Below are 21023 nucleotides of genomic sequence, written 5' to 3' on the forward strand. Positions count from 1 at the left end.
GCGAATGTTTATCCTGATGCTGGGTCCTGCTTTTGGGCGACTTCTTTCCATCTGGGCACGTCTCTTTCCAGGTCTGATTCGAGTTGCTTCATATCCAAAGAAAAATTCTTTTTTCTATTTCCTTTTAAATAAATTTTTTCCAGATCAGCATCAAGCTGTTTCATGTCAGAATAAAATTTATTATTTCTTTCACCTGTTGGATGTTTTTTCCAGAATTCAGAGATATATTGTCCGACTTCATTATAGATATCTAAGAGTTCAGGATCATAGTCATATACAGTTTCGGTAGCCTGATGCCACAAATAAATAGCAACTTTAGCAATGACTTCTGGATCTTCATTGGCTGAAGTAATACTAATAGAAACTTCTCTACAGCGCATTGACCCTAGAACTAATAAAGCCATAAGGCGGTTAATCCGGCAAATAGTTTTTAAGAATTCTGGGCTATCAGAGAGATAAAGTTTTAGAAAATAAAGTGTTTTTCTTCCTATTTTTGTTTTTAAACTAATTTTATCAATATATTTCCAGTTAATTTCTCCGTATACTGGGATACTGATTTTATCTTTAGAGAATTTACAGATAGGCTTGCCAAGTAATATAAAGCATCGAATAGCAGTAGTTAATAATAATAGAAAAAATAATATGAATAAAATAATTATTTTCCAATTGGGAGAAATACTTGTATATTCTTCGTAGATTATAAAAATAGGTATTGACATCGATAATATAGAAATTACCAATGCGTTAAAAGTATTGCCGGTAATTACCAGCGATTGGTTAGGCGCCCATGGCCGCTGGGTCAGTTCGGCTACACGGCGGGCGACATGTGCTTGATGGGTCGATTTGATCTGTTTGGTGCGCCGGTTATCCCGGACCATTCCCAAAATAAATGCGGGAATCCCTACAACAAAGGCAATACCTGCCGCACTCGGCATTCTTGGCATCAGAATAAGGCCGCTTATCATGCATACCATTCCAATGACCGAAAGGAGAAAATCAATGGCCGAAAGAAGGCAATTGAGGATGCGCGACATTGGATCGCCTTTTCAGAAATTGGATGATATCGTCGATGGAACGGGAGTTTTATGCAGGATGATGCAAGGAAGTCCGCGGTGTCAAGTCTGTTGCCGATAACTGCCGGAACATGACCAGCGCATCGACATCGCCATATTTCGGGTGCCGGAAGGCAAGCGGCAGGCGGCCCACAATGTGAAAACCGAGCGATTGCCAGAGCCGGACGGCGCGTTCATTGGTGCTCACGACGAAATTGAACTGCATGGCGCGATAGCCCCGCGTTTGGGCGTATTCGAGAGAGTGCAGGCACATTTGTCGTGCAATGCCGCGGCCCGTGGCATGGGGATGCGTCATATAGCCACAATTGCAGACGTGTGCGCCGCCGCCCGGCTGGTTGGTCCGCAGGTAATAGGTGCCGAGCACAGTCTTCTCCGACTCGGCGACAAAGGTTTCCTTGTCCTGCCCCAGCCAGTAAGCGCGGCCGGCTTCTTCGCTCATCGCTGTATCGAGCGCATAGGTCTCGCCGGCACGAATCGTCGGCTCGACGATATTCCAGATGGCAGGCCAGTCTTCCGCTCGGGCAGGGCGTATCAGTAGCGTCATTGTTTAATCCGGTGAGGTCGAGATCGCGCAGAAATGGTTGCGTCAGAAAGGGTTACGTCGTGAAACTGCACGAAAGTGTAGATTAAAAAGATTCATGAGTGATGAGAATAGCCTCGTGTTGCGGGGCGGGGCGTACATTGCGTAGCAAAAACCGATAAAACTACGTGTTTCACTGCCTGGTGGTTCTTCGGAAATCTCGGGTTCTTCAGAAACTCGAATTGACTGGACAGGTGCAGTCCAGACCGGTTTGCCTAGATGATGTTGTTTTTCAGCGACAGAACTTTCCTGTCGATACGGATTACTGCACATTTCTGACCGATGATCTCTGCACGATTGGTTTGTCCGATACAGCTTGTTTTGGCATCGACGCCTTCCTTACGGAACAGGCACAGCAGGAAATTGAGACGATCTGGAAAAATGTGCGGGCGTGTGGAAATACGGGGATGTGGGAATGCGGGAATGCAGTCGCTGGCGCGGAACGGCTCGGTGATACGGGTTATCGGTGTATCCAGATATCCGCCCCATCGGAACGATGAGTTGGTCTGGTCAATTAACGTTGAATATCAATAGGTTGAACGTCTTGCCAGACTGGTTTTTCCAACTGTTTCGAGCAAGGTTGCTCGCCTGCTTTTTGTTCTTGTTGTGATGGCGGTGGGTCAGGGATTCGAACCCTGGAAGGACGTAAATCCTTGCTAGTTTTCAAGACTAGTGCATTCAACCGCTCTGCCAACCCACCGTATTCCCATTTTCTACTGCTAAGGTTGTTGGATTCCGGGATATCTCTCGGCCTGTTTTTTCGCCCGGCGCGCTTCTAGACTTCTGGCGCTTTCCGTGAGGCGGGTCGCATCATACCACGTTACAGACTGTTACCCCTGCATTGTGTGACTTACCGTACGCTGCCCTCATTTCGCTTAGGCGAGGTTTTTTTACGGGAGATCGTTTTATGTCGCAACATTATGATGTGATGACGAGTCAAAGCATTCGGGTCGCTGCGCAGCAGAACCGTGTTTTGCGCAACACGTACCTGCTGCTCGCTTTGTCGATGGTGCCGACGGTCATCGGCGCGCTGATTGGCGTGAAGATGCGGTTTTCTTTCTTTGCCGGCAGCCCGGGGGTGTCTTTCCTGATGTTTATGGGCGTCGCGTTTGCGTTCATGTGGGGTATTGAGCGCACCAAAAACAGCGGTTTGGGCGTTCTCCTTTTGCTGGGCTTTACCTTCTTCATGGGGTTGATGCTTTCGCGCATCCTGCAGGTCGCGCTGGGCTTTTCCAACGGTGGGACGCTGATTGCGACGGCCGCTGGCGGCACGGGGGCAATCTTCTTCACGCTGGCAAGCATTGCCGCGGTGACAAAAAAAGATTTCGGCTTCATGGGGAAATTCCTGTTCGTCGGCCTGGTCGTGACGTTGCTGGCAATGGTTGCCAATTGGTTTTTTATGATTCCGGCACTGTCACTGACGATTTCCGCTGTGTGCGTGCTGCTTTTTTCCGCGTATATCCTTTACGACATCAGCCGTATCGTTAATGGCGGTGAAAACAATTACATTTCAGCGACATTGGCGGTTTATCTGGATATCTACAATATCTTCGTCCATCTGCTTAACCTGCTGATGGCTTTTACCGGCAGCCGTGACTGAGCGTGCAGGAACACCAATCAGGTTGCTGAAGGATTGACAGCAAAAAAAACGGGCGGCTTGAGCCGCCCGTTTTTTTGCTCTGTCGTTCTGGTTTTTTGCCAATGTCCGTGAATACCCGTGAATAAGCCGGTTCGGCTTGTCAGGTGGGCGGTAAGGGGGCGGGAAACAGATCCCCTTGGATCATTCGTTTTCCCGGTCGGCCGGGGATTTCGTCAAATACGACGGCGTGCCGGGGGAGTGCCTCCAGATCCAGGGAAATATAGAGATCGCGCAAGGCGATGAGCGAAATGCCGGCAGTTTGCCAACCACGCAGCAGGTACTCGCAGGCATCGGCAAAATAGTCGCCTTCAATTTCGGCACGCAGGGTGCAGACATGGTCGCCTGGAATGACTTTTGAGAGTTGCAGAATACGCTCAGCAGCCTGTTCCGGCGATAGTGTTGGGTCGATGACAAGAATTTCATCGAGCGTTGGCAGCGTTGTGGGCAATTGCGGGCAGGCGATGATCTCCCCCTCGACGATCGGGATGAAAGGGTGGCTGCCGCGACAATCGCTGGCGTAAGCGTAATCAAGGCGCTGTGTCAGGCGTAGCGCGCGTCGGCTGCTACGCCAGCCAGGCGCGGCGATGGCGGCCGGACGTTCACCGACAAGGGCGGTGAATTCTGCCTGTGCGCGCTGCATGGAGGTTGTGATCCAGGCCGCGTCTGCCGTCCCGACGTTTTTCTCCCAGGCAGCCTGGTTCCATGCGCCGACACCGATTTCAAATCCGGCCGCCAGCGTCTCACGCAAAATGTGGCCGCAGTCTTTACTAATGTCGGCGCCCTGTGGACCGTGACCATGAAGACGTATGCTGCGCAGGCAATTTCTGAGCAGAGTGGTTTGCGCTTGAAATCCGCGGTCCGGGCCGAATGAGAAAAAGAAGGTTCCCGATGCCTGATAGCGATCGAACAGAGCCAGCAGCGCCGGCACACCGGTCAGTGCGCCTTGGTGGGTGTTGACGTCGATTTTCAGGGCGATACGTTTCATGAGTGCGGTGCAGTGGGTGGCGTGTATCGGGAACGTGGGATTTTATTCAGGACGCGGGGCAGCCTGCAACAGGGCGAATGCGTGTGGATAGGACGGCTGCCGCAGATTTTCCGTAACCTCAATATTCATGAGTTGCAACGCAATGGTGTCGAAATAATGCCGGAAATTGCGGCACATGAAGTGAGCAAGTAAGATTATAACTTTCCGGCGCATGCCATGAGTGATCGTTCGATTGCACGGCCAGATTGAGGTTTGAGGCCGCGCATTTTGCGGATGGGTTCGCATCGGGTGCGATATTCCGCAACATACTCTGGCGGGCGTCGTTTTTTGTCCGGTGGTGAAGGTAAATGTGATGAAACCCGTACTTAAATCAAACAAGCTGGCCAATGTCTGCTATGACATTCGCGGTCCTGTACTCCAGCAGGCCAAGCGCATGGAAGATGAAGGCCTCAAAATCATCAAGCTGAACATCGGTAATCTGGCGTCTTTTGGTTTTGATTCGCCGGAAGAAATCCAGCTCGATATGATCCGGAATCTGCCCAATGCCGCCGGTTATTCCGATTCCAAGGGGATTTTTTCTGCGCGCAAGGCCGTCATGCATTACACCCAGCAGAAAAATATCAAAGGGGTGACGCTGGATGATATTTATATTGGCAACGGCGTATCCGAGCTGATTGCCATTGCGATGAATGCCTTGTTGAATACGGGGGACGAGGTGCTGGTGCCGGCGCCTGATTATCCGCTATGGACGGCCGCAGTCAGCCTGTCGGGCGGGACGCCGCAACATTATCTGTGCGATGAGAACAATGGCTGGCTGCCTGATCTTGACGATATTCGCGCGAAGATTACGCCGCATACGCGCGCGATCGTCATCATCAACCCGAACAACCCGACCGGCGCTGTGTATCCTGAAAACGTACTGCGGGAAATTCTGGCGATTGCCCGTCAGCATGGCCTGGTCGTCTATGCCGACGAGGTGTACGACAAGGTGCTGTACGACGGCGTCAAGCATACGGCGATTGCTTCGCTGTCAGAGGACGTGCTTACGATCAGCCTCAATGGACTGTCGAAGAATTACCGCTCCTGCGGTTATCGTGCCGGCTGGATGTTCGTTTCCGGCGACCGGAGCGCGGCGCGCGATTACATTGAAGGGCTGGATATGCTGGCTTCGATGCGCCTGTGCGCCAATGTGCCTGGGCAGTATGGCATTCAAACAGCGCTGGGCGGCTATCAGAGCATTGACGATCTGGTCGCGCCGGGCGGGCGGCTGTGCCGCCAGCGCGATCTGGCCCACGAGTTGATCACGGCGATCCCCGGCGTCACTTGTGTTAAGCCACAGGCCACACTGTATATGTTCCCGCGTCTTGATCCGGAGATGTACCCGATCACGAACGATCAGGAGTTTATCAAGGAGCTGCTGCTGGCCGAGCGTGTCTTGCTGGTCCAGGGGACGGGCTTCAACTGGCCGTATCCCGATCATTTCCGGCTGGTTTTCTTGCCGCACGAGGAAGACCTGCGCGAAGCGATTACACGCATTGCCCGCTTTCTGGAGAGTTACCGCAAACGTTACGGAGCAGGGCGCTGAGATGCGCATCATTGAAATTGGTGATGCCTCCGGGCAGATCATTGCATCGGATTGGCTAATTAAAGCCGAAGCCGTCCACCGCCAGCTGCGGCCGGGGCTGCCAGCGGATTATGCGGGAAGGATGGCGCAGGTACTTGCGGCTGGCGCCCGGATGTGCGTGGTAGTGGCGGCGGGAACGGAAACAGGAACGGAAGAAGTCATCTGCGTTGCCGTCTGGCGGGTAATCGAGAACACTTATGAAGGACGTCGCCTGTATGTCGACGATTTGGTGAGTGATGAGTCCCGCCGTTCGCGCGGTGCGGGCAAAACGATGCTTAACTGGCTGGAAGCGCGCGCCCGGCAATTAGGGTGCGGCGTGCTGGCGCTCGATTCCGGCGTGCAGCGGAGCCGGGCGCATCATTTTTATTTTCGTGAGGGGATGCATATCCCCGCGTTTTGCTTTAGGAAAGGGTTGGAATGAAACCAATGCGGGTAGGGTTGCTGGGAATTGGCACGGTAGGTGGCGGCACCTACGCGGTACTCAAGCGCAACGCCGATGAAATTGCGCGCCGTGCCGGCCGGCCGATCGAAATTACCGTCGTCGCCGATAAAAACCTCGAACTGGCGCGCCGGGTCACCGGCGGCGCCTGTCGCCTGACTGACGATGCGTTTGCCGTCGTTGCCGATCCGGAGGTCGACATCATTATCGAACTGATCGGTGGCTATGGCGTGGCGCGCGAGCTGGTGCTGAAGGCGATCGAGCACGGCAAACATGTCGTGACCGCCAACAAGGCGCTGCTGGCTAAATATGGCAATGAAATTTTCGCCGCCGCGCGTGAAAAAGACGTGATCGTCGCTTTTGAGGCCGCCGTGGCGGGGGGGATTCCGATCATCAAGGCGCTGCGCGAAGGGCTGACGGCCAACCGCATCGAATGGATCGCCGGCATTATTAACGGCACGACCAATTTCATCCTGACCGAAATGCGTGAAAAAGGCCTGCCGTTTGCCGAAGTGCTCAAAGAAGCGCAACGGCTGGGTTATGCCGAGGCTGACCCGACTTTCGATGTCGAGGGCATTGACGCCGGGCATAAAATCTCGCTGATGAGTGCAATTGCCTTTGGCAACAATGTGAACTTCGACAAGGCTTACATTGAGGGCATCAGCAAGCTGGAAGCGGTCGACATCAAATATGCCGAGCAGCTCGGCTATCGCATCAAACTGCTGGGCATCACCAAGCGCATGCCGGAGGGCGTTGAACTGCGTGTACATCCGACGTTGGTGCCGGCCAAGCGCCTGATCGCCAATGTCGAAGGCGCGATGAACGCCGTGCTGGTCAAAGGCGATGCCGTCGGGGCGACGCTGTATTACGGCAAGGGCGCGGGCGCCGAGCCGACCGCTTCGGCGGTCATCGCCGATCTCGTCGACGTCACGCGCATGCATGCCACCGAATCCGAACATCGCGTGCCTTATCTCGCGTTTCAGCCGGATGCCGTGATCGACCTGCCGATTTTGCCGCAGGCAGACATCATTACCAGCTACTACCTACGCCTTCGCGTCGCCGATCAACCGGGCGTCCTGGCTGACATTACACGGATCCTGGCCGACCAGGAAATTTCGATTGATGCCATGTTCCAGCGCGAACCCGATGAAGGCGAAGACCAGGCGGATATCATCATGCTCACGCATGAAACGCGTGAAAAGAACGTGGATGCCGCGATTGCCAGAATCGGCACGCTGCCCACGGTGCTTGGCGAAATCATCCGCTTGCGGCTTGAATCGCTGATGTAATCGTAATCATTCGGAGAGCCATCATGCGCTATGTCTCGACCCGGGATAATTCGTCAATCCCGTCGCAAAAGACGTTTACCGAAATTTTTCTGAGCGGCCTTGCGCCGGATGGCGGGCTATACCTGCCGGAAGCCTACCCGCGCGTCACGCGTGCCGAGCTGGACGCCTGGCGGAAATTGTCTTATGCCGACCTGGCCTTTGCCGTCCTCTCCAAGTTCATCGACGATATTCCTGCGGACGACCTCAAGCGACTGGTCGACAAAACCTACACGGCGGCCGTGTATTGCAATGGCCGCGCGCCGGAAAAGGCCGCCGAAATCACCCCGGTGCACTGGCTTGAGCCGGGGTTGGGCCTGCTTGAACTCTCCAATGGGCCGACGCTGGCCTTCAAAGACATGGCCATGCAGCTGCTCGGCAATCTCTTTGAATATGTACTGACGAAGCGGGGAGAGACGACCAATATCCTCGGCGCCACCTCCGGCGATACCGGCTCGGCAGCGGAATACGCCATGCGCGGCAAACGCGGCATCCGTGTCTTCATGCTTTCGCCGCACAACCGGATGAGCGCCTTCCAGCGCGCGCAGATGTACGCGCTGCAGGATGCGAACATCTTCAACATCGCCGTGCGCGGCATGTTTGACGACGCGCAGGATATCGTCAAAGCCGTGTTCAACGACGCCTGCTTCAAGGCCGAATACAGTATCGGCGCGGTCAACTCGATCAACTGGGCGCGCGTCGCCGCGCAGGTGGTCTATTACTTCAAGGGGTATTTCGCCGGCACGCGCAATAATGACGACGAGATCGCTTTTGCCGTGCCTTCCGGCAATTTTGGCAATATCTGTGCCGGCCATATTGCCCGCATGATGGGCCTGCCGATTGGTCGCTTGATTCTGGCAACCAACGAAAACGACGTACTCGACGAATTTTTCCGCACCGGCTGCTATCGCCCCCGATCGACGACGGAAACCTTCGTCACCTCAAGCCCGTCGATGGACATTTCCAAGGCATCCAACTTCGAGCGCTTCGTGTTTGATCTGGTCGGGCGCAACCCGAGCCTCATCCGTACCTTATGGGCGAAAGTGGATGCCGGCGGTAGTTTTGACCTGGCTTCATCGGAATATGCCGACCATTTCCGGCACTTGCCGGAATTTGGCTTCGTCACCGGCAAAAGTACGCATGCCGACCGCCTGCGAACGATCCGCGACATCTACGCACGCTACGGCGTCATGGTGGATACGCATACGGCTGACGGACTCAAGGTCGCGGCGGAGCATCGCCGGCCGGACATGCCGACGCTGGTGCTGGAAACGGCGCAGCCGGCCAAATTTGAGGAAACGATCACCGAAGCGCTGGGCATTGCGCCGCCGCGCCCTGAAAGCATGCGCGGCATTGAAGCATTGCCGCAGCGGGTCGAAGTCATGAATGTGGATGCTGACGCCGTCAAGCGCTTCATCGCCGCGCATTGCCGCCCGGCCTGATTCGGCAGATTTTACCTGCGCGGCTTGAGGGCGCGCGGCGCAGCTCTGCTTACCGCGGCGGCTTCCCACGGCACGTCTCCACTTACCGAGGCACCCCTGAAGCCCGCGTGGATAGGGCGTTTCCGGCAAGGCGCCTCTGAAACCCTTATGGATAAAGGATTTCCGGGCAGGGTGCCCGGAGATGCCCTATTTACACGGGCTTCAGGGCATCCCTCTTGTGCTTATGATTTGTCTTTTTTGACTTGGTTTGCGGCGGCAAGCGCTTTATCAAAGTCGTTTTGAAATTGTGCGTCTTGTATTGGGCGGAATTTGCCGTATTCGCGTTGGGCGTGTTCGTGCGCGGTTTCTGCGCTGACTGTACCTGCGTTCTCTAAAACGGCTAAATCATCACCTTGCAGAAAACGATCCAGGCGTTTTGCCCAGTCTTCCATGGTCATGGGGATTTTGCGTCTGGCACGGCGCTCGGCTAAGTCAAGAAAGGCGCTGACGATTAAGCCCGTCTTGCGTCAGGTAGTTTTTGGCGGTAATGGTGTCGCTGGCGAGTATTTTGCCGTCCGGTGCTTTTGCCCAAGAGGTGAGCCCCATGTGTGGTTTGCAGGCATCCGCGCGCTGGATAATCAGCTCGGCAGCGGTGTGCCTGTGTACAGCGTAATGCAGTTTGTTTTGTACGCCGGCAGAGAAGCGCTTGGAGGTGGGGGCGTTTTTATCGTAATCCACGGCGGTGGCGTAAATATCGGTGATTTTTTGATAAAAACGGCGCTCAGAAAGGCGAATTTCGCGAATTTCTTCCAGCAGGCGTTCAAAGTAATCTTCACCAAGAAAAGCGCCGTTTTCCATGCGGTCTTTATCTAGTACATAGCCTTTTTGCGCAAATTGGCGCAGTACGCGCGTTGCCCATTGGCGAAATTGGGTGGCGCGGATGGAGTTGACGCGGTAGCCCACGGAGATAACGGCATCAAGGTTGTAATGTTTAGCAGTGTAGGTTTTGCCGTCAGCGGCAGTTATCCGGAAATTCCGGATAACTGCGTCTTCCGATAATTCTTCTGTTTTGAAGATGTTGCCCAGATGCTCGCTGATGGTGCGCACGTCCACAGCAAAAAGCTCCGCCATGATTTTTTGTGTGAGCCAGATTTCACCCGCTTCGTAGCGGACACGCAGGCTTTGGTTGGTATGCTGTGCCGTAAAGATTAAAAATTCAGCCGTGCTGTTGCGGATGAGTTTGCTCATTGTGCTCTCTCTTTCACTGGCCTTGCATCGATTCCTGGTTTACTCACGGAAAAAAGCACCCCGGAAGCCCGCGTGGATAGGGCGTTTCCGGTGGGGCACCTCTGAAACCCTTATGGATAAAGGATCTCCGGGCAGGGTGCCCGGAGATGCCCTGTTTACACGGGCTTCAGGGCATCCCTTGTGGAATTGACTTTATTGACGCCTCCCGCGGCGCGGGCGCTGTGCTGGCCGTGCTTGCGGTAAATCCTGAGCCATGCCGAAATCTGCCAGCAGGCGACGGACGGTCGCTTCGTCCAGTTCCTCGACCCGGCCGCGTTTGAGGCGGGGCGGCAGAATGAAGGGGCCGTAGCGCACCCGCATCAGGCGGCTGACGGTGACGCCGACAGATTCAAACATGCGCCGCACTTCGCGGTTGCGTCCCTCGTACAGCGAGACGCGATACCAGCGGTTGGCGCCTTCGCCGCCGTCTTCGTGCAGCGAGGCAAACTGCGCCATGCCGTCTTCCAGTTCGATCCCGTCGATGAGGCGCCGTTGTGCTTCCGGAGTCAGTTCGCCCAGCACGCGCACGGCGTATTCGCGGATGAGTTCGTAGCGCGGGTGCATCAGGCGGTTGGCCAGTTCGCCGGAAGTCGTAAATAGCAGCAGGCCGCTGGTGTTGAAGTCGAGACGGCCGATCGCAATCCAGCGCGCGCCGGAGAGTCTGGGCAACGCCGTAAAAACGCTGGGACGGTGGTCGGGGTCATCGCGCGAGACAATTTCGCCTTCCGGTTTATGGTAGAGAATGACGCGCGGCAGGCGGCCGGAGAAGCGCAGATTGACCAGACGGCCGCCGATCTTGACGCGGTCGCCCGGATAGGCCGATTGGCCGAGCATCGCCGTTTGACCGTTGATCGTTACGCGGCCGGCGGCAATCCATTCTTCCATTTTGCGGCGCGAGCCGAGGCCGCTTTGGGCGAGCAGCTTGTGCAGGCGTTCCGGCGTGCCTTGCGGTTCCCGGAAATTTCTGCGCCGGCTTTTTTTGCCGCGGCCACTGTCTCTGTGTGAGGCAGCCGGGTCGGACTGAATGGATCGGGCGGATCGTGTGGACTGTGCAAATGCGATGGCCAGATCGACATTTTCTGTGTGGCGAGGCGGGAAGCGGTGTTCTGTCGGCGTGCGGCGTAAATTGCGCGGGTTTTCCGGGCGATCCGGTTTGTCCGTCAGCGCCGGCTTGTCGTACCTATCGTGCCTATCGTTCCTGTCGCGTTTCCCCCGCCATGCTGTCCGCTCCAACCTTTCCGGTTGCGGTGGTTTCTGTCGGGCTTGCTGAGGCGGGCGATCCTGCCCGTCATCTTGCCGGTCATTTCGGCGACTTGGCCGCGCCTTTCGTGCTGCCTTATCGGGCGAGCCATTTTTATTCCGGCGCACCAACGGGGCGTCAGGATGTCCGTAATGGTTGCGTTCGCTGGGTTCTTCATACCACGGACGGTGCTCGTGATGCTCAGGTTGCCGGCGCGGGCGGTCTGATTGGCGGAATGGTTTTGAGGCTTTCGCTGAGCGGGCAGAACGTGCCTGTGCCAGGCGCTCATCCGCGCGGATGTTTTCGCGCGAGGCTGCTTGCCCAGCATGGTTGCCGCGCTTTGGGGCGGTTTTTTGTGCGGATTGTCCAGCAACGGCTTTTCTTGCCGGTCTGCCGGCGCGGCCTTTGGAATCATTGGGCATGGGATAGATCCAGTTCGTGGTTCATCATCGCTTCAAGCGGCGGCAATTCGGAGATGCTGCGCAGGCCGAGATCGTCGAGAAATTTGCGTGTCGTTGCCAGCAGAGCCGGGCGTCCCGGGGTATCGCGGTGGCCGACAACATCGATCCAGCCGCGTTCTTCGAGCGCCTTGATCACCTGCGAGGAGACCGTAACGCCGCGAATATCCTCAATATCACCGCGCGTCACCGGCTGGCGGTAGGCGACGATGGCCAGGGTTTCGAGTACGGCGCGCGAGTATTTCGGCGGTTTTTCCGGGTTAAGTTTTTCCAGATAGGGCATGAATTCAGCGCGCGTGCGGAAGCGCCAGCCGCTTGCCAGCTGAAGCAGCTCAAGCGGCCGCTCCGCCCATTCGGCGCGCAGTTCGTCGAGCAGGACACGCAGAACATCGGCGCCAATGTCGCCATCAAAGACGCGGCGCAGATCCGCCATGCTCAGCGGGTCGGCTGCGCTGAGCAGCACGGCCTCCAGAATCCGCTTGAGTTCGCGGGCGTTATCCGGCGGGTCAGGCGGCGACATTTCGAGCGCAAAGGCTTCTGCTTCCAGGGAGGGCATTTCGCTCTGCGCCTCCGGCGCCGCATTCGGGCCGGTGCCTGTATCAGCCGGCTGTGCCGCGTTTTCGGCATCAGCGCACCTTTCCGGAGTTTCCCGAATTTCCGGAGGATGCGGGGTTTCCTGTACCGGCAGGATCGCTGCCGCTTCGGGTTGATCGGCTTTGCCGGCTTTCAGTGAAGGTGTTGTGCCGGGAAGCACGGTTTTTGGGGGAATGTCATCCATCAGCCAACCTCACGTAGATGGGGGCAAAAGGGTGTTCCTGCGTCATCTCGAGCAGGCATTCGCGCGCCAGTTCAAGCATGGCGATGAAGTGCACGACGACAACCTGCGGGCCGCGCGCGACATCGAACATATCGGTAAATTCGACAAAGCCGCCGTTGTCGCGCAGTAGGCGCAGAATCTGGCCCATGTGCTCGCGCACCGACAGTTCTTCGCGCGCGATGGTATGGCGCATATGCAGTTTGGCCTGGCGCAGCACGGCCTGCCAGGCCGCGTGCAGATCTTCCGGGCGCACGTCGGGCAGGCGGCGTTGTGCCGATTTTTCGACCCAGACGTCTACCCAGTCGAAATCACGCTCTGCCTGCGGCATGTCGTCAAGTCGGCGCGCCGCCAGCTTCATCTGCTCGTATTCGACAAGGCGCCGTACCAGCTCGGCGCGCGGGTCTTCGGCGTCCTCGCCTTCCGGCGCTTTCGGGCGCGGCAGCAGCATGCGCGACTTGATTTCGATCAGCATGGCGGCCATGACCAGATAGTCGGCCGCCAGTTCGAGATTCTGTGCGCGCATCGCCTCAACGTAGGTCAGATATTGTTCGGTGAGCGGCGCCATCGGGATGTCGAGAACGTTGATGTTCGCCTTGCGAATCAGGTAGAGCAGCAGGTCGAGCGGGCCTTCAAAGGCTTCGAGCATCACCGCCATGGCGTCCGGCGGGATGTACAGATCGAGCGGCATCTGCTGCATCGGTTCGCCGTAAATGCGGGCAACCGGCGCACTGGCCTCTGCCGGCGCGGCAATGGCGGCGAAAGATGCCGCAGCCGGCGGTGCCGTGCGCATTTCCGGCATTTCCGGGGCGTGTGCGTGTTCCTGCATGCTGCTTTCCGCTGTCCCTAAGCCGGATTCAGAATCAAGGGGCGTTGGATTCACGTCAGTGCGAACAGGGAGAGAATGAACCGCTCAAGGGCGTCGACCAGCGGCCAGACCGTTACGTCGAGTGCGCCCAAATAAAGAAGCGCGATGAGGATGAGAAATCCCCAGCGCTCGAGTTGGGCGAATTGGCTAGCCAGCGGTTCAGGCAGCAGACTGGCGGCAATGCGTCCGCCATCGAGCGGCGGCATGGGAAACAAATTGAGCATCGCCAGTGACAGGTTGATGATGATGCCGACCTGGCACATCAGCGCCAGCGGCTGACTCAGCATGTTGTACGGGATCAGCGTGTCGAGCTTGAGCAATGCCGTCCAGCCCACGGCCATCAGCAGATTGACTGCCGGGCCGGCTGCGGCGACCCATAACATATCGCGTTTGGGGTGGCGCAGGCGGTGGATGCTGACCGGCACGGGTTTGGCCCAGCCGAACAGGATCGGGCTTTTGAACAGGGCGAGCAGCAGCGGCAGCAAAAGCGTGCCGATCGGGTCGATATGGCGCAGCGGGTTGAGGCTGATGCGTCCAGCCTGCCAGGCCGTCGGATCGCCGAAATAGCGGGCGGCGTAGCCGTGCGCCGCCTCGTGCAGGGTGATGGCAAGAATGGCCGGTGGGGCGGCGACCAGAATGATTTGCAGGGTATCGGAAAGATCCATGGCGTCTCATTCTTCCGCTAGGGTCAAACCAAACGGCGCAAGCGGCCCGCGCCCCGCGCGCACAAGTTGTGGCGGCAAATGGGTCAGGTCGATCACCGTCGTCGGTTCGATGCCGCAATGGCCGCCGTCGAGCGTGAGATCGAGCGCATCGCCAATCCGGTCGTCGATTTCCCAGCCTTCGGTCAATGGCGTTTCATCGCCCGGCAAGAGCAGGGTCGAGGTCAATAGCGGTTCGCCCAATTCTGCCAGCAGCCCCTGCGCAAGCGGGTGATCCGGCACGCGCAGGCCGATCGTCTTGCGTTTAGGGTGCAGCACACGGCGCGGCAGCTCGCGGCTGCCTTCGAGAATGAATACGTAGCTGCCCGGCGTGGTCGCCTTGAGCAGGCGATACTGGGCATTGTCGACGCGTGCAAATTGGGCGATCTGCGACAAGTCGCGGCACATCAGCGTCAGGTGGTGGCGCTCATCAAGCTGGCGAATTTGCCGGATGCGATCCATTGCCGCTTTCTCGCCCAGACAACAGGCCAGCGCGTAGCAGGAATCGGTCGGGATCGCCACGACGCCGCCGGCGCGCAGCGTTTCGCTGGCCTGCGCCAGCAGGCGCGGTTGCGGATCGTCGGGATGAACCGTCAGATAGCGTCTCATCGGAAAAGCTCCCAAATAGGTGTCAGCCCGTCGGGCAAAGGGGCGATGCGTCCCAGATCGGTGAGACTTTCCCCGGCGCCGTGGAAATCCGAGCCGCAGGTGGCCGCCAAGCCCAGTGTCTCGGCCAGCCGGGCGCATTGTGCAATGCTCTCGCGCGGCATGGCGCCGGAGACAACTTCCAGCCCGCGCCCGCCGGCAGCCTTGAATTCCTTGAGCAACTGCCGCAATGCGCTGCGCGTGAAGTTGTAGCGCGTCGGATGTGCAATTGAGGCCAGGCCGCCGGCGCCGTTTACCCAATCGACCGCCTCCTGGAGCGACGGCCAGCGGTGTTCGACATAGCCGGGTTTGCCGGGGACCAGATAGGCTTCGAAAACGCTGCGTACATCCTTGCATACACCGCGTTCGACGAGGTGGCGGGCAAAGTGTGCGCGGCTGATCAGTCCGGGGTTGCCAGCATGGCGCATGGCGCCTTCAAAACAGCCGTCAAGGCCAATGGCGGCGAGTGCGTCAGCCATGCGGCGGGCGCGTTCGATACGGCCGTCATGAATCGAGGCCAGACCGGCGGTCAGCGCGGCGTTGTTCGCGTCAAAATCATGGCCTAGCACATGAACCTGGGCGCCCGACCATTCGATGGAAATCTCGACGCCAGGGATAAAACGCAGGCCGTGTCGTTCCGACTCTGCGCGCGCTTCGGGCAAACCGTCCAGCGTATCGTGATCGGTCAGCGCAAACAGGGTCACGCCGTTGTCCGCCGCGCGACGGACAAGATCAGCGGGGGCAAGCAGGCCATCAGAGGCAGTAGAGTGACAGTGAAGATCGACAACGAACACGGCGGAAAGATGCGGAAAACCGGGAAAAAACTGAAGGCGCGATGGTACCATATCCAGGCTTTTCACCCCGGCATATCAATCCTTTCCGTCCCAATCCGGTGCGCCAGGACAGGTGCCGGAAATGACGGTGAAAAAAGGTGGAAAGGCGACAGAAAAACGGCAAAATGCCTGGCGGGCATCGGCAGAGCGTCAGCGTGTGTACGGAGGTTTGTCGCGGAATGCTGCATGGTGATAGCAGGTAGTTCTTTGATCTTTATGAGTTTATTTTCAGACGAAAATTTTCGGTGCCGTTCTGGCGGATGCCGTTTCTCCGTACGCTTCCGCATCACAGGCAAAATGCAAGGGTAAAAGAACCGTCACAAAGGAGGCTTCTTATGGCGCACATCATCACGGAAACGCGCGGTTTTACCGGCATCATCACATTGAATCACGATGAAAAACGCAATGCGCTTAGCGAAGCGTTCGTCTATGAAATCATTGCGGCGTTCAGGGATTTCCGCCGTCAGGAAGTCCGCGCAATCATCCTGCGCGCTCGTCCGGGCGCCCGGGTCTGGTCGGCCGGGCACGATGTCAGTGAGCTGCCTGGCGGCAAACGCGACCCGCTGGGCTGGAACGACCCGCTACGCCTTTTGATCCGCACCATCCAGGAATGTCCGGCGCCTGTCATCGGCATGATCGAGGGCAGCGTCTGGGGCGGCGCCTGCGAAGTCGCCATGGCCTGCGATATTCTCGTCATCACGCCAAATGTCACTTTTACTATCACGCCCGCCAAGATGGGCGTGCCCTACAACATTGGCGGTCTGCTGACCCTGCTCAACATGATTCCGCTGCCGATCGTCAAGGAGATGTTGTTTACCGCACAGCCGCTGCCGTCCGACCAGGCCTTCAATTTCGGTATCGTCAATTATGTCAGGCCGGCGGATGAGATCGAATCCTTTGTTGAAAACATTGCTGCGCACATCGCCATGAATTCTCCGCTCAGCATCAGTGTCATGAAAAATACCTTGCATATGCTTTCCAGCGCCCATGCTGTGTCGCCCGAGTTGTTCGAGCGTATCCAGGGAATGCGGCGGGTTGTCTATGACAGCGAGGACTATCAGGAAGGCATCCGCGCGTTCCGTGAAAAACGCAAGCCGAAATTTCCTGGGCGGTAGGCAAAAGTCGAGTTGCCAGCGCCCAATTCAACCGCAATAAGGGCGCATGGAAGGCTTTTTATTTTCTATCCAGGGCGGGTGGGGTGTTTGGCAGTACGTGGCGTTTACGATGAATACGGCAGGCCCGCTTCGTGCGCGACACGGCGCTGAAATTTCCTAATGTAATTTATTAAGTAATATTTATAATATATTGTTTTATATATTATTTAAGGATATTTTGTATTAATATTTCCGCTAACCTGAAGTGCACGCAGAGTCATGAATGGGCGCGTTTTAAGCTGACGGTATGCCGACCATCGGCATGACCGGCCATGCCCAGGAATTGCTGGGCGGTCTCGTGTTCGTCGAATTGCCGGGCAGGAAGCCGTCGCCATCGAATCGGTCAAGGCCGCTTCCGATGTATATGCGCCGGTGGTCGAAACCCATACCGCCGTTGTCGATTCACCGGAACGCATCAGCCGGAATGCGCAAACCGATCTGGTTATTCCGGCTGAAGCCGGACAACGACGCGGATGTCGACGCACAGCTTGATGCCGCGGCATACGCTAGCCCGGCGGACGCCTGAATGTACGCTGAGTGCACGGAAGGTTCAGAATCCTGAAACTGGCCGGTTCGCCAAGGCAACGATTGCTGCCGGCGAGGGCGTCGGCAAAACCGGACGATATCTGGCCGGCTGACAATTCATCCGATTTAATCCGATCAGGCGTTTCCGTATGCGCAATCCGATGCCTGAAAAGTACGTTCGATTTTTAGGGCACGGATGAAACATGATTGACCGAATGGCATCAGGAGAGAGGTAAAACGAAACAACAGGGCGGAACGGGTAAATTGGAATCAGGATAAAAACAGGCGTCTCTTCCGAAGGCTTTTTGCCTCTTTTCTCATGGCGCTGTCGCCGTTAGAATCCGCCGTTGATGAAAAGCCGTCACAGTAAATTGCTTCTGTGAATTGCCTCTGGCGGCCAAAATATTTTCAAAGGGCATTAACCATGCACATTCTGCTCGATCCCCAGATGTGGATCGCATTTCTGACCCTGACGGTGCTTGAACTGGTTTTGGGGATCGATAACATTATTTTCATTTCGATCCTCGTCGATAAGCTGCCGCGTGAGACGCGGGAAAGAAGCCGGAAGCTCGGGCTGTTTCTGGCCATGTTCATGCGTATCGGCCTCCTGCTTATCCTCTCCTGGATCGTTGGTGCGACAGAGCCGCTGTTTTCCTTTGTTGGCAAGAGCTTTTCCGCACGCGACATGATTCTGATCGGCGGTGGTATTTTCCTGCTTTGGAAAAGTACGCAGGAAATTCACCAGATGGTCGTGGGCGAGGAAGAGCATCTGACAACGAGTGCCGGGCAGGTGACGGCTTCCTCCATTATTTTCCAGATCATCATGATCGATCTGGTTTTTTCGCTGGATTCGATTATCACTGCCGTCGGCCTCGTCGATCACGTCGAGGTGATGATCGCCGCTGTCGTGGCATCCGTCGGCCTGATGATGCTCTTTGCCCGGATTATTGGTGAATTCGTCTCAGCCAACCCGACGATCAAAATGCTGGCATTGTCTTTTCTGCTGATGGTTGGTCTGACACTCATCGTCGATGGCTTTGGCTACCATGTGCCCAAAGGATATATCTACTTCTCCATGGCTTTCTCGCTGACCGTCGAGACGCTTAACCTGAGAATGCGCAGGAACAGGAGCAAGAAACTCCCCGCGCAGCACGATTAAGCCGCGACGCGTTGCTTTGCCTTTGTCCTGGATACTACCTGGCCAGCGGTGCGTTGGCTTGCTGTAGCCCGTGTCTTTTGGGCTTTTCCGGCTAGCCTCCTTTGTAGCCCTTGCTGGATGGGCGTTTCAGGGCAGGGTGGCCGGAAATGCCCGCTACATGCGGACAAGCGGCGGGTGGCTTGGGTGGCGCATTCGCATTAGATCGGGTTGGGAGTGTTTATCCGTAGCCACAGGTGCCACAGATGGTGTGGGTGGCAAGCGCATCAAAACAGGGCAGATAGCGCAAAAGCCGCGCCGCCGCGCCAGCGGTACAAACCGGCGCGGCTCGGGTAAACTCCAGCCCTTCACGGCTTTTCCTCGCTTTTTCAATCATCCAATCCTTTTACTTCAGGCAAGGTTCGTCATGGCGCAATACGTTATGAGCATGCTCCGCGTGAGCAAAGTCGTACCGCCCAAGCGGCAGATTATCAAAGACATTTCCCTCTCCTTCTTCCCCGGCGCCAAAATCGGCCTGCTCGGCCTCAACGGCGCAGGCAAGTCGACCGTGCTGCGTATCATGGCCAACGAGGACAAAGAATACGACGGCGAAGTACAGCATCTGGCCGGCATCAAAATCGGTTATCTGCCACAGGAACCGCGTCTCAACCCGGAAAAAACCGTACGCGATGAAGTCGAAAGCGGCATGGGCGAAGTCATCAATGCGCAGGCGCGGCTGGATCAGGTGTATGCGGCCTATGCCGAACCGGATGCTGACTTCGACAAGTTGGCTGAGGAACAGGCGCGGTTGGAGGCCATCATCGCCGCCGCTGGCTCCGATACGGAAAACCAGATGGAAATCGCCGCCGATGCGCTGCGCCTGCCGCCGTGGGAGGCGTCCATCAAGCATCTTTCCGGTGGCGAGAAACGCCGCGTCGCGCTCGCCAAATTGCTACTCTCCAAGCCCGATATGCTGCTGCTTGATGAGCCGACCAACCACCTGGACGCCGAGTCCGTCGAATGGCTGGAGCAGTATCTTGTCCGCTTTCCCGGCACCGTCGTCGCCGTGACGCACGACCGTTACTTCCTTGACAATGCGGCCGAGTGGATTCTCGAACTTGACCGCGGCCACGGTATTCCCTGGAAAGGCAACTACTCTTCCTGGCTGGAGCAGAAAGAAGCGCGGCTCGAACAGGAGCAGAAACAGCTCGACGCCCACATGAAGGCGATGAAGCAGGAACTAGAATGGGTGCGCTCCAACCCCAAGGCGCGACAGGCCAAGAGCAAGGCGCGCTTGGCCCGTTTTGAGGAAATGTCCAGCCACGAATACCAGGCGCGCAACGAAACGCAGGAAATCTTTATCCCCGTTGCTGAGCGGCTGGGTGATAAGGTGATCGAATTCAAGGGCGTGAGCAAAGCCTTTGGCGACAGATTGCTGATCGATAACCTGAGCTTTACTGTGCCGCCTGGCGCCATCGTCGGCATCATCGGGCCGAACGGCGCCGGCAAATCGACGCTATTCCGCATGATCACCGGTGCCGAGCAGCCCGACAGCGGTGAGATTGTCATCGGCCCGACGGTGAAAATGGCCTACGTCGACCAGAGTCGGGAAAACCTTTCGGACAACAAGACCGTTTTCGAGGAACTCGCCGATGGGCGCGACATCCTGCAAATCGGCAAATTTGAAATGCCCAGCCGCGCCTACATCGGCCGCTTCAATTTTAAGGGCGCCGATCAGCAGAAAATTATCGGCAAACTCTCCGGCGGCGAGCGTGGTCGCCTGCATCTGGCGAAAACGCTGATGACGGGCGGCAATCTGTTGCTGCTCGACGAACCTTCCAACGACCTCGACGTGGAAACGCTGCGTGCGCTCGAAGATGCATTGCTCGAATTTGCCGGCTGTGCGCTCGTCATCAGCCATGACCGCTGGTTCCTCGACCGCATCTGCACGCACATTCTGGCCGCCGAAGGCGAATCGCAATGGATCTTCTTCACCGGCAACTACCAAGAATACGAAGAAGACAAGAAAAAGCGACTGGGCGAGGAGGGCGCAAAGCCAAAACGCATCCGCTACAAGCCGATCGCTCGCTGAATCTGCGGCCGCCAATCTTCAAGATAGCCGTTTGTTTTCGCGGCTATCGCGGCTGCATATGCCATGCATCCCGTCTGGCGCACGAGGAGGGTGACTATGCGTCTTCTGTCTTGCCGCAGCCAATTTTTAATTGTGGCTTGGGTTGCCGGATTGGCACGCCAGCGGCTGTGCGTGCTTGCATCGCT

18 protein-coding genes, 1 tRNA gene and 1 pseudogene are annotated in these 21023 nt (G+C 56.9%); 9 read left to right on the forward strand and 11 right to left on the reverse strand.

Annotated features, from left to right (window positions below; all coding sequences use genetic code 11):
* Nucleotides 1-8 precede the first annotated feature (8 nt).
* The 3 genes from ABCS64_RS04245 to ABCS64_RS04255 all read right to left on the reverse strand — a co-directional run bounded on the left by ABCS64_RS04245 (nucleotide 9) and on the right by ABCS64_RS04255 (nucleotide 2353).
* Nucleotides 9-1034, reverse strand: coding sequence for a hypothetical protein (locus ABCS64_RS04245; protein ID WP_418890664.1), 1026 nt, complete (start codon nucleotides 1032-1034; stop codon nucleotides 9-11).
* Between the two features lie 49 nt (nucleotides 1035-1083).
* Complete coding sequence (locus ABCS64_RS04250; RefSeq protein WP_418890665.1) at nucleotides 1084-1617, reverse strand: GNAT family N-acetyltransferase; 534 nt, start codon at nucleotides 1615-1617, stop codon at nucleotides 1084-1086.
* 646 nt (nucleotides 1618-2263) lie between these two features.
* A tRNA-Ser gene (locus ABCS64_RS04255) sits at nucleotides 2264-2353 on the reverse strand.
* 207 nt (nucleotides 2354-2560) lie between these two features.
* Between ABCS64_RS04255 and ABCS64_RS04260 the strand changes: the two genes are divergently transcribed.
* Nucleotides 2561-3253 carry a Bax inhibitor-1/YccA family protein gene (locus ABCS64_RS04260; RefSeq protein ID WP_418890666.1) on the forward strand — a complete coding sequence of 231 codons (693 nt, stop codon included), beginning with the start codon at nucleotides 2561-2563 and terminating at the stop codon, nucleotides 3251-3253.
* A gap of 139 nt (nucleotides 3254-3392) precedes the next feature.
* On the opposite strand, the gene ABCS64_RS04265 is transcribed toward ABCS64_RS04260, so the two are convergent.
* Nucleotides 3393-4277 (reverse strand): polysaccharide deacetylase family protein, encoded by an 885-nt coding sequence (locus ABCS64_RS04265; protein WP_418890667.1) that lies wholly within the window; start codon nucleotides 4275-4277, stop codon nucleotides 3393-3395.
* 352 nt (nucleotides 4278-4629) lie between these two features.
* On the opposite strand from ABCS64_RS04265, the gene ABCS64_RS04270 reads away from it, so the two are divergent.
* Genes ABCS64_RS04270 through thrC form a run of 4 tightly spaced genes read left to right on the forward strand, consistent with a single transcriptional unit; the run spans nucleotide 4630 to nucleotide 9107 of the window.
* Nucleotides 4630-5862, forward strand: a complete 1233-nt coding sequence (locus ABCS64_RS04270) for a pyridoxal phosphate-dependent aminotransferase (RefSeq protein WP_418890668.1) — start codon at nucleotides 4630-4632, stop codon at nucleotides 5860-5862.
* Between the two features lies 1 nt (nucleotide 5863).
* Entirely contained in the window at nucleotides 5864-6322 is a 459-nt protein-coding gene (locus ABCS64_RS04275) for a GNAT family N-acetyltransferase (protein WP_418890669.1), read from the forward strand.
* A complete protein-coding gene (locus ABCS64_RS04280; protein WP_418890670.1) occupies nucleotides 6319-7629 on the forward strand; it encodes a homoserine dehydrogenase in 1311 nt (436 codons plus the stop codon). Before ABCS64_RS04275 ends, ABCS64_RS04280 begins: the two co-directional genes overlap by 4 nt.
* A gap of 23 nt (nucleotides 7630-7652) precedes the next feature.
* Nucleotides 7653-9107, forward strand: a complete 1455-nt coding sequence (gene thrC / locus ABCS64_RS04285) for a threonine synthase (protein ID WP_418890671.1) — start codon at nucleotides 7653-7655, stop codon at nucleotides 9105-9107.
* Nucleotides 9108-9328: 221 nt separating this feature from the next.
* Here the strand turns inward: thrC and ABCS64_RS04290 are convergent.
* The 7 genes and pseudogenes from ABCS64_RS04290 to ABCS64_RS04320 all read right to left on the reverse strand — a co-directional run bounded on the left by ABCS64_RS04290 (nucleotide 9329) and on the right by ABCS64_RS04320 (nucleotide 15944).
* Nucleotides 9329-10334, reverse strand: a pseudogene (locus ABCS64_RS04290) (virulence RhuM family protein).
* 192 nt (nucleotides 10335-10526) lie between these two features.
* The gene (locus tag ABCS64_RS04295) at nucleotides 10527-12035 is read right to left on the reverse strand and encodes a pseudouridine synthase (protein WP_418890672.1); all 1509 of its coding nucleotides are present in this window, start codon (nucleotides 12033-12035) and stop codon (nucleotides 10527-10529) included.
* A complete protein-coding gene (gene scpB, locus ABCS64_RS04300; RefSeq protein ID WP_418891879.1) occupies nucleotides 12025-12591 on the reverse strand; it encodes an SMC-Scp complex subunit ScpB in 567 nt (188 codons plus the stop codon). The genes ABCS64_RS04295 and scpB (ABCS64_RS04300) overlap by 11 nt, the downstream gene beginning before the upstream one ends.
* Nucleotides 12592-12841: 250 nt before the next feature.
* Nucleotides 12842-13678 (reverse strand): segregation and condensation protein A, encoded by an 837-nt coding sequence (locus ABCS64_RS04305; RefSeq protein WP_418891880.1) that lies wholly within the window; start codon nucleotides 13676-13678, stop codon nucleotides 12842-12844.
* Between the two features lie 86 nt (nucleotides 13679-13764).
* Nucleotides 13765-14418: a site-2 protease family protein gene (locus tag ABCS64_RS04310; protein ID WP_418890673.1), complete on the reverse strand. Its 654-nt coding sequence runs from the start codon at nucleotides 14416-14418 to the stop codon at nucleotides 13765-13767.
* Nucleotides 14419-14424: 6 nt separating this feature from the next.
* A complete protein-coding gene (locus tag ABCS64_RS04315) occupies nucleotides 14425-15063 on the reverse strand; it encodes an L-threonylcarbamoyladenylate synthase (protein ID WP_418890674.1) in 639 nt (212 codons plus the stop codon).
* On the reverse strand, nucleotides 15060-15944 hold the full coding sequence (locus tag ABCS64_RS04320; RefSeq protein WP_418890675.1) for a 3',5'-nucleoside bisphosphate phosphatase: 885 nt from the start codon (nucleotides 15942-15944) through the stop codon (nucleotides 15060-15062). Before ABCS64_RS04320 ends, ABCS64_RS04315 begins: the two co-directional genes overlap by 4 nt.
* Before the next feature lie 323 nt (nucleotides 15945-16267).
* Between ABCS64_RS04320 and scpB (ABCS64_RS04325) the strand changes: the two genes are divergently transcribed.
* The 4 genes from scpB (ABCS64_RS04325) to ettA all read left to right on the forward strand — a co-directional run bounded on the left by scpB (ABCS64_RS04325) (nucleotide 16268) and on the right by ettA (nucleotide 20838).
* Complete coding sequence (scpB, locus tag ABCS64_RS04325) at nucleotides 16268-17047, forward strand: methylmalonyl-CoA decarboxylase (RefSeq protein ID WP_418890676.1); 780 nt, start codon at nucleotides 16268-16270, stop codon at nucleotides 17045-17047.
* 372 nt (nucleotides 17048-17419) lie between these two features.
* The gene (locus ABCS64_RS04330) at nucleotides 17420-17578 is read left to right on the forward strand and encodes a glycine cleavage system protein H (protein ID WP_418891881.1); all 159 of its coding nucleotides are present in this window, start codon (nucleotides 17420-17422) and stop codon (nucleotides 17576-17578) included.
* Nucleotides 17579-18035: 457 nt separating this feature from the next.
* Nucleotides 18036-18770 carry a TerC family protein gene (locus ABCS64_RS04335; protein ID WP_418890677.1) on the forward strand — a complete coding sequence of 245 codons (735 nt, stop codon included), beginning with the start codon at nucleotides 18036-18038 and terminating at the stop codon, nucleotides 18768-18770.
* Nucleotides 18771-19173: 403 nt separating this feature from the next.
* Nucleotides 19174-20838, forward strand: coding sequence for an energy-dependent translational throttle protein EttA (gene ettA / locus ABCS64_RS04340; RefSeq protein ID WP_418890678.1), 1665 nt, complete (start codon nucleotides 19174-19176; stop codon nucleotides 20836-20838).
* The last annotated feature ends 185 nt before the right edge of the window (nucleotides 20839-21023 follow it).

This window comes from Dentiradicibacter hellwigii (genome assembly GCF_041770905.1).
Lineage (GTDB): Bacteria > Pseudomonadota > Gammaproteobacteria > Burkholderiales > Rhodocyclaceae > Propionivibrio > Propionivibrio hellwigii.